This window comes from Ruegeria sp. HKCCA5839, from assembly GCF_013035585.1.
Lineage (GTDB): Bacteria > Pseudomonadota > Alphaproteobacteria > Rhodobacterales > Rhodobacteraceae > Ruegeria.
This window is the reverse complement of the sequence record NZ_WQIE01000008.1, coordinates 153,258-166,410: the sequence shown is the minus strand read 5'-3', so window position 1 is coordinate 166,410 and position 13,153 is coordinate 153,258. Positions and strand designations below refer to the sequence as shown.

The 13,153-nt window shown below is 56.6% G+C and carries 15 protein-coding genes and 1 tRNA gene; 9 read left to right on the top strand and 7 right to left on the bottom strand.

Going from position 1 to position 13,153, the window contains the following annotated elements:
• Positions 1-344: hypothetical protein (locus tag GOV38_RS22230; RefSeq protein WP_217352108.1), on the top strand; the 344-nt coding region annotated here is incomplete at its 5' end.
• Here GOV38_RS22230 and msrQ read toward each other — a convergent pair.
• A complete protein-coding gene (gene msrQ, locus GOV38_RS19090; RefSeq protein WP_171209258.1) occupies positions 257-871 on the bottom strand; it encodes a protein-methionine-sulfoxide reductase heme-binding subunit MsrQ in 615 nt (204 codons plus the stop codon). The genes GOV38_RS22230 and msrQ overlap by 88 nt on opposite strands.
• Before the next feature lie 3 nt (positions 872-874).
• Positions 875-1,777 carry a protein-methionine-sulfoxide reductase catalytic subunit MsrP gene (msrP, locus tag GOV38_RS19085; RefSeq protein ID WP_171209259.1) on the bottom strand — a complete coding sequence of 301 codons (903 nt, stop codon included), beginning with the start codon at positions 1,775-1,777 and terminating at the stop codon, positions 875-877.
• 150 nt (positions 1,778-1,927) lie between these two features.
• Between msrP and GOV38_RS19080 the strand changes: the two genes are divergently transcribed.
• A complete protein-coding gene (locus tag GOV38_RS19080) occupies positions 1,928-2,983 on the top strand; it encodes a hypothetical protein (RefSeq protein WP_217352107.1) in 1,056 nt (351 codons plus the stop codon).
• 63 nt (positions 2,984-3,046) lie between these two features.
• Here the strand turns inward: GOV38_RS19080 and clpB are convergent, their stop codons facing one another.
• A complete protein-coding gene (gene clpB / locus GOV38_RS19075; RefSeq protein WP_171209261.1) occupies positions 3,047-5,665 on the bottom strand; it encodes an ATP-dependent chaperone ClpB in 2,619 nt (872 codons plus the stop codon).
• Positions 5,666-5,793: 128 nt separating this feature from the next.
• Positions 5,794-6,099 carry a hypothetical protein gene (locus GOV38_RS19070; RefSeq protein WP_171209262.1) on the bottom strand — a complete coding sequence of 102 codons (306 nt, stop codon included), beginning with the start codon at positions 6,097-6,099 and terminating at the stop codon, positions 5,794-5,796.
• A 110-nt stretch (positions 6,100-6,209) separates the two neighbouring features.
• Between GOV38_RS19070 and pyrF the strand changes: the two genes are divergently transcribed.
• On the top strand, positions 6,210-6,914 hold the full coding sequence (gene pyrF / locus GOV38_RS19065) for an orotidine-5'-phosphate decarboxylase (protein WP_171209263.1): 705 nt from the start codon (positions 6,210-6,212) through the stop codon (positions 6,912-6,914).
• Between the two features lie 277 nt (positions 6,915-7,191).
• Here pyrF and GOV38_RS19060 read toward each other — a convergent pair whose 3' ends face one another.
• The gene (locus GOV38_RS19060) at positions 7,192-7,587 is read right to left on the bottom strand and encodes an NUDIX hydrolase (RefSeq protein ID WP_171209264.1); all 396 of its coding nucleotides are present in this window, start codon (positions 7,585-7,587) and stop codon (positions 7,192-7,194) included.
• A gap of 88 nt (positions 7,588-7,675) precedes the next feature.
• Here GOV38_RS19060 and GOV38_RS19055 point away from each other — a divergent pair, with 88 nt between their 5' ends.
• Positions 7,676-8,929, top strand: coding sequence for a DNA polymerase IV (locus GOV38_RS19055; RefSeq protein ID WP_171209265.1), 1,254 nt, complete (start codon positions 7,676-7,678; stop codon positions 8,927-8,929).
• Between the two features lie 3 nt (positions 8,930-8,932).
• Here the strand turns inward: GOV38_RS19055 and GOV38_RS19050 are convergent, their stop codons facing one another.
• Positions 8,933-9,793, bottom strand: coding sequence for an N-formylglutamate amidohydrolase (locus tag GOV38_RS19050; RefSeq protein ID WP_171209266.1), 861 nt, complete (start codon positions 9,791-9,793; stop codon positions 8,933-8,935).
• Between the two features lie 147 nt (positions 9,794-9,940).
• Between GOV38_RS19050 and GOV38_RS19045 the strand changes: the two genes are divergently transcribed.
• A tRNA-Val gene (locus tag GOV38_RS19045) sits at positions 9,941-10,015 on the top strand.
• 90 nt (positions 10,016-10,105) lie between these two features.
• Positions 10,106-10,231 carry a type B 50S ribosomal protein L36 gene (gene ykgO / locus GOV38_RS19040; protein ID WP_008755722.1) on the top strand — a complete coding sequence of 42 codons (126 nt, stop codon included), beginning with the start codon at positions 10,106-10,108 and terminating at the stop codon, positions 10,229-10,231.
• A gap of 76 nt (positions 10,232-10,307) precedes the next feature.
• On the opposite strand, the gene GOV38_RS19035 is transcribed toward ykgO, so the two are convergent.
• Positions 10,308-10,631, bottom strand: a complete 324-nt coding sequence (locus tag GOV38_RS19035) for a SemiSWEET transporter (RefSeq protein ID WP_171102421.1) — start codon at positions 10,629-10,631, stop codon at positions 10,308-10,310.
• Between the two features lie 319 nt (positions 10,632-10,950).
• Here GOV38_RS19035 and GOV38_RS19030 point away from each other — a divergent pair, with 319 nt between their 5' ends.
• From GOV38_RS19030 to GOV38_RS19020, 3 genes are all read left to right on the top strand, one after another.
• Entirely contained in the window at positions 10,951-11,967 is a 1,017-nt protein-coding gene (locus GOV38_RS19030; protein WP_171209267.1) for a Fe(3+) ABC transporter substrate-binding protein, read from the top strand.
• A gap of 116 nt (positions 11,968-12,083) precedes the next feature.
• Positions 12,084-12,638, top strand: a complete 555-nt coding sequence (locus tag GOV38_RS19025; protein ID WP_171102423.1) for a helix-turn-helix domain-containing protein — start codon at positions 12,084-12,086, stop codon at positions 12,636-12,638.
• Positions 12,635-13,153, top strand: coding sequence for a GNAT family N-acetyltransferase (locus tag GOV38_RS19020; RefSeq protein WP_171209268.1), 519 nt, complete (start codon positions 12,635-12,637; stop codon positions 13,151-13,153). Before GOV38_RS19025 ends, GOV38_RS19020 begins: the two co-directional genes overlap by 4 nt.

Below are 13,153 nucleotides of genomic sequence, written 5' to 3'. Positions count from 1 at the left end.
CCGTCACACCGTCTCTCCAGTGGGTCCGCACAACCTCAGCTGCGCCGGTGAAGGGCGTTCTAAGTAATACTCAAAACTTCCGCAAGAAGAAAAAACATGAAATCCGAGAAAAAGCGAAAAAATTATCAAATATATTATTTATCAATAGCTTAAATGCCCATCCACCAGCGAAACCTGTTGATGAAGGCAAGATCATCACCCCGGAGAAGAGCGGCACGATGCTTATACACATGGTTACCCACAGACTCAGGTCCTGTCAGGCGGAATCGATCCGTCTTGAGCGCGTCATCAAGCTTGAAAGCGGCAAGCGCAGCAGCAGCAGGCCGGATATGACCGAAAGGTAAATCAAGGGTTCTGGTTGAAACCCTTTGGCCAGCATCACGTAATGGAGCCCGCCTAACAAAACCGCCGGATAAACGAGGACATGCAGTTTGCGCCATCGCGGGCCCAAACGCCGAACAGACCAATTGTTCGACGTTACTGCCAAAGGAACCAGCAAAAGAAATCCAGCCATGCCGACGGTGATGTATGGACGCTTAAGGATGTCCGCCCAAATCTGACCCAGCACCTGAACATCCAGAAACAGCCAGACCAAAAGGTGCAGAGTGACATAGGAAAAGGCGAGAACGCCAATGGCCCGGCGGAATTTCAGCAGGTTCAAACCCAGATACTGGCGCAAGGGCGTTACTGCCAGGCCAAGGACCAACAATTGCAGAGCCAACTCGCCCAGCTTGTGTTCAAGCGCGGAGATCGGCTCGACGCCCAGACCACCCGTAAGCGCGCGATAGAGAAGCCAAGGAGCAGGTATCGCCCCAAAAAGATACACTGCCCAAACCGGGATTCTGCGAAGAGCCTGGTTCACTGCTGACATGGTTTAGTAGTTCTCCCTCAGGTCCATGCCTTCATAGAGGCCAGCAACTTCTGCTTCGTAGCCATTGAACATCAGCGTCGGAATGCGCTTGGCAAAGAGGCCACCGCCAACCTGGCGCTCGCTGGCCTGCGACCAGCGCGGGTGGTTCACATTCGGGTTTACGTTGCTGTAGAATCCGTATTCGTGCGGTGCTGACATGTTCCAGCTTGTGGGTGGTTCGTCTTCGGTCAGGGTGATCTTTACAATCGACTTGATAGACTTGAACCCGTATTTCCACGGAACCACCAACCGCAGAGGCGCGCCGTTCTGGTTCGGGATCGGACGATCATAGATACCGGTTGCCATGATCGTCAGCGGGTGCATCGCCTCATCCAGGCGCAATCCTTCACGGTAAGGCCATTCCAAAACCGGAAAACGCGTGCCGGGCATCTCGTCCGGGCGATAGGCCGTTTCGAAGGCCACGTATTTGGCACCTTCTTGCACACCTGCCATGTTAAGCAGGTCCGCCAGTTCGAACCCATTCCACGGGATCACCATCGACCAGGCTTCGACACAGCGAAAGCGATAGATGCGCTCTTCAACCGTCATCTCGGACATGATGTCTTGGAAATCATAGTCTCCAGGACGATCGACAAGGCCGTCGATTTGGACGCTCCATGGTTCGGTGACCAGAGTATGCGCGTATTTCGCAGGGTCGTCTTTGCGCGTCCCGAATTCGTAGAAATTGTTGTAGCTTGTGATTTCTTCCCAAGTGTTCGGCTCCAGCGCCTCTTGCGCGGCAGCTGAGCGTGCCATCGCCGTCAGCCCGACACCTGCCAGGCCGGCCATGATTTGTCGCCGGTTCAGAAACGCCGATCGCGGCGTTACGTCAGCATGTGTCAAAGTGTTGGTCCAGCGATGCGCCATTCCGGTCTCCGTCTGATAACTTTGCTCGGTGTTCGAGATAGCGTTTGTTAGCACAGAGCCAAGGAAACACGCGTAACGATTAAGAGACTAAGCTGTAATGAAAACCCAAAGACCGTTGCTGCGGCGCTAAAGCAACTCTGCGCAAAACGATTGCGAATTTTCCGCCATTCCTGTCGAAAGCATTCCTGCGATCGAATATCTTGCGTCGCAAACAAAGTTTATTTTGGGATAGTCGAATTGCTTGTGTTCAAAGCCTTCCCGCTGTCATTTTCCATATTGTGGCGGTTTGTTCTTGTCTTTCCGGTCATGCTTGTTGCCCTATTCCTGTATGGGCTGGCGGGCGGATTGGTGGGTTTGTTGATAAACCTGCTGCTATCAGGTCTCTATTTCATTGTTTTCTTTTTCATCAGTGTTTCATCTGCTGTGATCCCTATTCTGGTAGGAAACCGACTTGGGTTTCTGGCAAGAAACATGACCCCGCGTGGCGGTTACAAAAAGCTCGTGGCCCCCGCTCTTATGTACGGGGCAACCGAGGCTATCCTGGGCGGCTTGTTGTTGGCCCCAATCATTGGGCTGCAATTGACCACCTCACTAACCGGATTGAGCAACGGCTTCGAATCCGCTCCTGTCGAACCACTCAGCGCCGTGCTTTCAGAGCACAACCCTGTGGTGGCGCTGATTGTCATCTTGGGGTTCTCGGCAGTGCGCGCGCTTCTGATGGTGCCGATGGCAGCGGCCGCACTCGGCCTTGATCCCAATGACCGGCCCTACACACCGTTTAGAAATATCGGGAAGTCCTTTCTGCCTTTATTCAGTCTGATAACGCTAAGCTACGTGCTGATGGTGGTCCTGATTATCGCCGCAGGCATTGGGTTTGCTGCATATGCCGACGGAAACCCCGCATTTGCCAATCCGCCTGTGTATAAGGCCGATCCTTCCTGGTCGAATATGATAGCGGTGTTTCAGCACTATTGGGTCATAGTTGTAGCGGTCTTTATTATCGGTATTTGGACGCTCAGCCTACAATGCGCGGGTGGCGTTCTAGCCTATTTGAAACTTCGCGGTGGCGGTGCGTTTGTCCCAATGCCAGAGACTAAGGATCAGCCGCTTGCCGCGGCTCCATTTGGCGCACAACCTTCGGGCCCGCGAATGTCAGCTGAAGATCTCCGCGCCTTGCGCAAAAGTCGTGAATTTCGCGATAGCTAGCAAATTACCAAAATAGGTAAGCCCTGCCAGGGTGGCAGGGCTTGTCTTATTTATTCGGACAGATCAATGCACGACGGCATCGTCGGGACGTGGGCGTTCTGAAGTGCCCAGGCGATCCCCGATGATCAGCCCATCCGAACCGGCAGTCACAGGGATGGTCTCGCCGTCCTTGATCTCACCAGCCAGCAGCGCCTCTGCCAGAGGGTTCTGCAGCGCACGCTGGATCACACGCTTGAGCGGACGTGCCCCAAAGACCGGGTCATAGCCTTCATTGGCCAGCCATTCCCTTGCGCTATCGTCCAAAGCCAGCTCGATCTTGCGGGCAGCCAGACGTTTCTGCAAACGTGCCATCTGGATATCGACGATGCCATCCATATCGGCCCGCTTGAGCCGGTCAAAGATGATGGTCTCGTCCAGGCGGTTCAGGAATTCGGGCCGGAAATGCGCCCGGACCGCGTCCATCACATCCCGCCGTGCCTGTGCGCTATCTGCACCCTCGGGCAATTGGCTGAGCGCCTGAGACCCGAGGTTCGACGTCAGGATGATCAGCGTCTGTTTGAAGTCCACGGTGCGGCCCTGACCATCGGTCAGAACACCATCATCGAGAACCTGCAACAGAACGTTGAACACATCCGGATGCGCCTTTTCGACCTCGTCAAACAGCACGACCTGATAGGGCCTGCGCCGCACCGCTTCGGTCAGCACACCGCCTTCGTCATATCCGACATAGCCCGGAGGGGCACCGATCAGACGAGCAACCGCGTGCTTCTCCATAAACTCAGACATATCGATGCGCACCATCGCATTGTCATCGTCAAACAGGAAATTCGCCACGGCCTTGGTCAGCTCGGTCTTACCTACTCCGGTCGGCCCAAGGAACAGGAACGAGCCCAGCGGGCGCCCTTCGTCGTTCAGACCCGCACGCGCACGGCGCACCGCATTGGCCACGGCGGTGACCGCCGCATCCTGACCGATCACGCGGGAGTGCAGATCGTCTTCCATCCGCAGCAGCTTCTCACGCTCGCCTTCCAGCATTTTGGCGGTCGGGATACCTGTCCAGCGCTCGACCACGGATGCGATCTGTTCCGGCCGCACGGTTTCCTCGGCCATCATTGCGTTGCTTTCGGCGTTCTCGGCCTCGGTCAGCTGTTTCTCAAGCTCGGGTATGATGCCATAGGACAGCTCACCCGCTTTCGCCAGATTGCCTTCGCGCTTGGCGATCTCAAGGTCAGCCCGTGCCTTGTCGAGCTGCTCTTTAAGATCACGCGCGCCGGCAAGCTTGTCGCGCTCGGCCTGCCACTGGGCGGTCATCTCGGCAGATTGCTCCTGCAGGTCTGCCAGATCCTTTTGCAAGGTTTCCAGACGATCCTTCGACGCCGCATCATCCTCAAGCTTCAGCGCTTCTTCCTCGATCTGCATCTGCAAGATCTGACGGTCCAGCTGGTCCAGCTCTTCGGGCTTACTATCAACCTCCATCCGCAAACGCGACGCCGCCTCATCGACCAGGTCGATGGCTTTGTCGGGCAGGAAACGGTCGGTGATATAGCGATGCGAGAGCGTCGCAGCCGACACCAGCGCCGAATCCGAGATGCGCACGCCGTGGTGCAGTTCGTACTTCTCCTTGATACCGCGCAGGATGCTGATCGTGTCCTCGACCGTCGGCTCCTGCACCATCACAGGCTGAAAGCGACGGGCAAGGGCTGCGTCTTTTTCAACGTATTTGCGATATTCATCCAGGGTTGTCGCACCAATACAATGCAGCTCACCCCGGGCAAGCGCAGGCTTGATCAGGTTGGCAGCATCCATCGCGCCATCGGATTTACCGGCCCCAACAAGCGTATGCATCTCATCAATGAACAAGATGATCTCACCAGCAGCTTCGGTGACCTCGGTCAGAACCGCCTTGAGGCGTTCTTCGAACTCTCCCCGGTATTTCGCACCGGCAATCAGCGCGCCCATGTCCAGCGCGAGCAGTTTCTTGTCTTTCAGCGATTCCGGCACGTCACCGTTGATGATGCGCAGGGCCATGCCCTCGGCAATTGCGGTTTTACCGACGCCGGGTTCCCCGATCAGAACCGGATTGTTCTTGGTACGGCGCGACAGAACCTGCATCGAGCGGCGGATCTCTTCGTCGCGCCCGATGATCGGGTCGATCTTGCCTTCGGCAGCGGCCTCGGTCAGGTCACGTGCGTATTTCTTGAGCGCGTCATAGCCCTCCTCCGCCGACGCGGTGTCAGCGGTACGCCCTTTGCGGATGTCATTGATCGCCTCATTGAGTTTCTGGGCGGATACGGCCCCGGCCTCCAAGGCCTCTTTGGCTTTGGACTTCACCATGCACAGCGCCATCAGGACTCGTTCGACCGGCACAAAACTATCGCCCGCCTTAGTGGCTATCTTCTCGGCCTCGTCCAGAACCTTGGCGGTCTGACTGTCCATATAGATCTGGCTTGCATCACCGCTGACTTTCGGGATCTTGCCCATCGCAGCGTCCAGCGCTTCAACCACGCGGCCCGGCGCGCCGCCCGCGCGTGTGATCAGGTTGCTGGCCAGCCCCTGATCGTCATCCATCAATGCCTTGAGTATGTGTGTGGGCTCCAGCCTCTGGTGCCCTTCGCGCAGTGCAATGGTCTGCGCCGCCTGCACGAATCCCCGTGCCCGCTCGGTGAACTTGTTCAAGTCCATGCGTTCTCTCCTTTTCAAAGCGCCTCTTGTATTCTGCGCCCGCTTGGCGGCACGCATCGGTCGAGGCCTCACATTCAATCTGGGAAATATCTCTGCCGGTTCAAGAGGCTGATCCGCAAATTCCCACCCTATCTGCGAGGTACTGAATAGAGAGTGTATCCCCCTGTCATCGCAACCTCGCGAGCGCCATACATCTCGACCAAAGACCGCGCCACATCGCTGCCGGAAGGGCACGAGACAAGATCAGCCGCGTCATCCAGAAAATTCACGGTGAACGCGGTTTCACCGGTCAATTGACACTCATCATCTGTGGACCGATAGCCGCCGACAAATCGCAGATCGTCATTCGGAGGGACAACCGCATCAACCGAGGTTTCAGAAGGTGTTTCCTGACAGGCAGCCAAGGCAAGACAGAACAAAACCAGCTTTTTCATATCGGTCCCTTTCAAAGAATACCCCAGTTTATCACGAGACCGCACCACTTGCATGGACACAAGCGCCCGAACCCGCTAGGACGCAGACGTTTGCCAAAAAGGAGCCCCCCATGTCTGATGACCGTCTGATCGTTGCCCTTGATGTTCCCAACGCCCTGCAGGGGCTGGCACTGGCCGAACGGCTGGGCGACAGCGTGTCTTTCTATAAGATCGGGCTTGGTATGCTGACCGGTGGCGGGCTCGCTTTGGCCAATGAACTGAAACAAGACCATGGCAAACGCATCTTTCTGGATATGAAGCTGTTTGACATTGGCAATACGGTCGAAAACGCCGTGCGGGGGTTGGCGCAGTTTGATCTGGATTTTCTGACGGTTCATGGCGACCCACATGTGGTGCGTGCGGCAAAAGAGGGTGCCTCGGGGAAGGATCTGAAAATCCTGGCGGTGACAATTCTTACTTCTCTTAACCGAGACGATCTGGACGCCAGTTTGCTCAAAGCTGGCGATGTCCAGGATCTGGTTGTCGAGCGCGCGGCCAAGGCGCTGGAGGCCGGGGCCGACGGTGTAATTGCCAGCCCGCAGGAGGCCGCCCTGATCCGTTCCCTGCCCCAAGCCGATGGCCGTCTGATCGTCACCCCCGGTGTGCGCCCGGTAGGGGCAGCGTTGGGGGATCAGAAACGCGTGGCCACACCCGCCAGCGCCATCAGTGACGGCGCAGATCACATCGTTGTCGGCCGCCCGATCCATCAAGCGGATGATCCAAAAGCGGCCGCGCAGGCGGTTCTGAACGAGTTAAATTCTTTGACACGGCATTGAACGCACCGGCGGTTGGCCACAAAAATCTTACAGCTTCGCGGTCCAACAGGTTGACCTTACGTCAGTTTTGCCGATTCTACGCCAATTTGCCCCTGTGCCCGAAACCACACAACACATTCCGTAGATTGCACACATGCGGTTCCACGCTATCGAAAAACTGTGTTTTCGGCGATTCTAGCAGGGAATACTCCCCGCGGGCCGTGTCTTCCTGAGGTCCGTCACCTTCCCCCGCACTCTTTAATGCGGGGGGTTTCTTTCAAACAGATGATGTTTCGGTTCAGTGCTGGGTATCCGCAAGGTAGTCCTGCAGCCGTGTTATCAGGTGAGGAACTGCCAAAGGGTGCGCCTCGAATCCTTTGGGCGTCATCATCATCCATCCCTGCCCTTCGTCCCCGAACACGATCTGATCCCGATCTGTTTGCGGTCTTTGGGCGACAAAAAACCAGTTCTGATTGTATTGCCGTGACCAGACAAAATCAGAAGGCATCAAACTCAGCCCTAATTCCTCAAGCGTTTCGCGTATCACGCAATCCTGTGGGCTCTCGTCGTCCTCTCGGCCGCCTCCCGGAAAATCCAGATGCCCCGGAAACGGTATGGGTTTGTGACTGTCGCGTTGAATGACCAAAAGATCGGCGCCCAAGAACAACGCCACCTTCGCTCCGCTGAACTCCATCACTGGCTTTCCCTTTTGCACCCGACACATTAGCCTTTAGGGCATATCCCACTTCGCGCCAAAGCGCATTATACTGGATCAATGTAACATGCCCGGCCTGTGCCGAGATTGCCTGACATGTCTTGATGAGGACCGGCGCTGCCCCAGTTGCGGCAGCCCACTGGTCACCTCACATCCTGAACTGTTCGACCTCACCATCGCGCATATGGATTGCGATGCGTTCTATGCCTCGGTCGAAAAACGCGACAACCCAGAGCTGGCCGACAAGCCTGTGATCATCGGCGGTGGAAAGCGCGGGGTCGTTTCCACGGCCTGCTATGTGGCGCGTATTCGCGGTGTGCGCTCGGCCATGCCGATGTTCAAAGCCCTGCAGCTTTGTCCCGACGCCGTTGTGATCCGGCCGCGGATGTCGGTCTATGCCGAGGTGTCGCGGGAGATCCGCAAGATGATGGATGAGCTGACACCCGTGGTCGAACCACTGTCGTTGGATGAAGCGTTTATGGATCTGTCCGGCACGCAGCGTCTGCACGGTGCCTCACCTGCCGTCATGCTGGCGCGCCTCATCAAACGCATGAAGGATGAGCTGGGCCTGACCGGCTCGATCGGGCTGAGCCACAACAAATTCCTCGCCAAGGTGGCCTCGGACCTCGACAAGCCGCGCGGGTTCTCGGTGATCGGAAAGGCGGAAACGGCGTCCTTCCTGCATGACAAACCGGTACGTTTGATCTGGGGGATCGGCCCTGCTGCGCAAGAGTCACTGGAGCGCGCTGGCATTCGAACCTTCTCGGACCTCTTGCGCTGGGACCAAGAGGCGCTGACCGCAAGGTTTGGATCAACAGGGTATCGGCTGTGGCATCTTGCGCGGGGGCAGGACAAACGCCGCGTCTCGGCCCATGAACCGATGAAGTCTATCAGCAATGAGACCACATTCTTCGAAGACACTGCCAGCACCATCATACTGGATGGCCATATCTGGCGTATGTCTGAAAAAGTGGCCGATCGGGCCAAAGCCAAAGGGCTGGCGGGGCGCGTGGTCACTCTGAAGCTGAAGAAAGCCAATCACAAGATTATCACCCGGCGCGTGTCGCTGCGCGATCCGACGCAGATTGCAGACCGCATCTATCGCACCGCGCGCGCATTGTTCGATCAGGTTGGTGACGAGGGTCCCTATCGGCTGCTGGGCTGCGGCCTGTCGGATCTTTGCTGCGAAGATCAGGCCGACATATCGGGCGACCTTCTTGATCCCGGCGCGACCCAAAGGTCGCAGGCCGAGCGCGCGACGGATGAAATCAGAAAGCGGTTTGGTTCGGACGCGATCCTGAAAGGCCGCGCATTGCGCTGAACGCTATTCGGCTGCCAACGGTGTTTGGTTCTGGCACAGACGGCAAATGTCTGAGATCACGTCTTGCAGAACCTGCCGGAAGTTCAGGAAATTGGCATTCGGTTCGATCCGGTCTTCGTCCATATAAAGCGCCCGATCAATCTCTATCTGAACCGCGTGCTGATTCCGCATCGGGCGACCATACGTCTGCGTGACATATGCCCCGGCAAAAGGTGCATTCCGTGCAACCCTGAAACCGGCCGCGACAAAGGCGCTTTCGATATGATCGACAATCTCAGGTGCTGCAGACGCACCAAACCGATCACCCAGAACAATCTCGGGATGCTTCGAGTTGGTGGGTCCGCTCAGCGCGACAGCTTCATGTGGCATCGAATGGCAATCCACCAGAATCGCGTGCCCGAACCTTTGGTGAGACTCATGCAGAAGCGATTTGAGCCGCGTATGATAGGGGCGCCAATAGGTATCGATGCGCAAGCGCGCCTCATCCATTGTCAGCTTGCCCCGGTAGATGGCCCGCCCATTGGCGACAACGCGGGGAATCACACCCAGCCCTGACGCGACACGCGGATTGTGCCCCTGCCTCCGCGCGCCCTGGATCAAGGCGGGGTCAAGCTCTTCCGCGCTGCGATTCAGATCCAGATAAGCCCGCGGCATCGCAGCTGCGATCAACGGAGCGCCATGTGCTGGTGCCGAGGCAAACAATTGATCTACAAAGGCATCTTCCGAAGACCGAATCGCATGTTGCCCCAGTACCGAGTGCCGTAAAAGCGAGTCAGGATAGCGCCGACCGCTGTGAGGTGAAGCAAACACCACGCATGAACTGCGCGTTTCGGGCATATCCAGAACGTAGGCTGAACTGTGCATAAGGTCTCCTTGTCGGATACGAACATAGACTGGAAAATAGTTCTTCCAAACCCCTTGATCCCCTTTCCGACTCCTTTTATAGAGCCCGCTACCGGCGCGGGGTTCCGCGCCCCATTTCGTTATGGGGCAGGTCACGCAAAGGTTCATGGGCGGTTAGCTCAGCGGTAGAGCACTTCGTTGACATCGAAGGGGTCACAAGTTCGATCCTTGTACCGCCCACCATGATTTCACTGTTCCGGGCTTCCGGGACACCCGAGTAACCCAGGCGCTGGCCACGTCCTTGATGAAGGCGCCGCAGATTGGAGACAGACCATGAAGGTCAAGAACTCGCTCCGCTCGCTCAAGAACCGGCACCGCGATTGCCGTATTGTGCGTCGCAAAGGCCGCGTCTACGTGATCAACAAGACGCAGCGCAAGTTCAAAGCACGTCAGGGCTGAGAACAGCATAAATCGAATTCAAAAAAACCGCGCTTTTGGGCGCGGTTTTTTTGTTTTTGGCCCAAACGATTTCCAACTAGAACGTATAGCCCGCGTGCAACATGATTCCAAAAACCATAAGCAGGTTCAGGACCATGGAAATCCCGTTGCCCAGATAGATCGGCAATTTGCCCACCACCAAACCATAGACGAACCACAAAAGGGACAGCAGCGCATAGAGCGACCAGGATATAAGCGACTGGCCTTCGGCATGTTGGGAATGGGTGAAGTAGAGCTTGATAAGCTGCGGCACCGTCGCGAACGGGCCCGCGACGCCGACAAAGATCATAAAGCTTTCAAACCGCGCCAACCAATGGCCAAGATCCGACTTTTCCAGTTTTTCAGCAAGCGTTTCCGCCATGAGAACCCTCGTCGTCCATGTGATGCATCGTTCCGGCCGTGACCGAATAAAATCACGCAAACCCTAGCCCGAACACCCCCGACAACCAATACCTTTGAAATCGCAGTTTGCGCGACTTTTCTTGTGCGATGCCAGCTTCGCGTTCACCGGAACACGAGACATCAAGCCGGTGAAAACGTGGAAGAATGCCGAAGCGAAAACCGCCCCTGGGTTTAAGTTTACTAATTCTGTCAGTTTTACTTGCATCCTCAGCAAAATGGTATAATTGACTGAAACAGTCGGGTTGAAGCCCGCCACGAAATTCAACTTGGGAATCGATATGTTGAAATCTTCCACCTGCGTTGCTGCGGCGCTGACCGCTCTGATCGCAGCTTCAGCCGCCGCCGAAGGTGAGCTGAACCTATACTCTTCGCGCCACTATGACACGGACGAACGGCTATACACCGATTTCGAAGAGGCCACCGGCATCACGATCAACCGCATCGAAGGCAAAGCCGACGAGTTGATCTCGCGGATGGAGGCCGAGGGCGCGAACTCTCCTGCCGACATTCTGCTCACCGTGGATACGTCGCGTCTTGAACGCGCCAAGAACGCTGGGATTCTGCGAACGATTGACAGCGACGTGCTGGAAGATCGCATCCCTTCCAACCTGCAAGACAGCGATAACCAGTGGTTTGGCTTCTCGCAGCGCGGACGCATCATCTTTTTCAACAAAGAGACGGTTGATACTCCACCAGCCACCTATGCGGATCTGGCGAAGCCCGAGTTCAAGGGCATGGTCTGCATCCGCTCGTCGACCAACACTTATAACCAGACCCTGCTGGCATCGATCATCACGCATGAAGGAACCGAGGCCGCCAAAGATTGGGCCGCAGGAATTGTCGAGAACATGGCCCGCGACCCACAAGGTGGCGATACAGATCAGCTGCGGGGCATCGTTTCGGGTGAGTGCGATATCGCCGTTTCAAACACCTACTACTTTTCCCGCGCGATCCGCACGGATGTCAAAGGGGTTTCCGCCGAACGTGACATGATTGGGTGGGTCTTTCCCAACCAGGACAGCTATGGCGCTCATATGAACCTGTCGGGCGCTGGCGTTGCCGCGAATGCGCCAAACAAGGACAACGCGGTCCTGTTTCTGGAATACCTGGCCAGCGATCAGGCCCAACAATATTTCTCGGCAGGCAATGATGAGTTCCCGGCTGTCGTCAACGTCGAACTTGCGGACTCGGTCAAAGCTCTGGGTGAATTCAAGGCCGATGAGATTGATCTTTCGGATGTCGCCAAGAACATTCCCGAAGCGCAGAAGATCTTCAACGAAGTCGGCTGGAAGTAACCAAAATCCACTCACTGATCTACTGGGGGCGCAATTTCGCGCCCCTTTTTCTGTTGATTGTCGTATAGTTTTATAGCACTATTCTCATATTCGCGATTCATTCTCACTTTAGGTCGATGCTAGATAACCTGTCAAACCGCCTCGCTACCAGATTGAATGAGCTACGCCAGTCTCGCGATTGGTCCCTCGACCACCTGTCGCAGGCCAGCGGTGTTAGCCGGGCAACACTGTCCCGCATGGAACGGGGCGATGTCAGTCCAACAGCAGAAACGCTGGGGCGCCTTTGCGCCGCTTACGGCCTGCCGATGTCGCGTCTGTTGATGATGGTCGAAGACAGTTTCGATCCCAAGATCCCTTTTGAACGCCAACCCGAATGGCGTGACCCCGAAACTGGCTTTACACGCCGTTCGGTCTCACCGCCTGCGACGGGGCTGAGCGGCGAGGTGCTTGAGGGGCATTTGCCACCGGGTGCAACCATTTCTTACGAGACACCTCCGCGCCCGGGGCAGGAACATCATCTGATTTTGCTGGATGGCGCGTTGACGCTTACGGTGGACGGCACGGCACACGCACTCAATGCCGGGGATTGCCTACGCTATCATCTGGCTGGGCCAACGCGATTTGAAACCGGCCCCGCACGCGGGGCCCGCTATCTTTTGGTGCTGATATGATTACCCGCCTGACCGATGCCTATTTCGACAGCGCCGTGGATGACCTGACCGAGATATTGCATGCCTGTGTTCATACCGGTGCCAGCATTGGGTTCATCCTGCCCTTCCCGCGCGATCACGCGCGCAGCTATTGGCAGGATACAGTGCGACCTGGCGTGCAGACCGGGGCCGTGGACCTGTTTGCAGCTTACGAAGACGGGCGTATCCTTGGCACAGCACAGTTGATCCCGGCAGGGATGCCCAACCAACCACATCGCGCCGATGTCGCAAAGCTGTTGGTTCATCCAGAGGCGCGCCGGCGCGGGTTAGGCCGCAGCCTAATGCAATCGCTTTTTGACCGTGCCTCCGAACTAAACAGAACCGTACTTGTGCTGGACACCCGCAGTACCGATCCGTCGAAACTCTTGTACCAACAGCTTGGGTTTCAAATCGCGGGTGAAATCCCGGATTATTGCCGTAACCCCTTCGACGATCGATTGGAGCCTACAACCTATATGTTCAAGCACTTGGGCTGA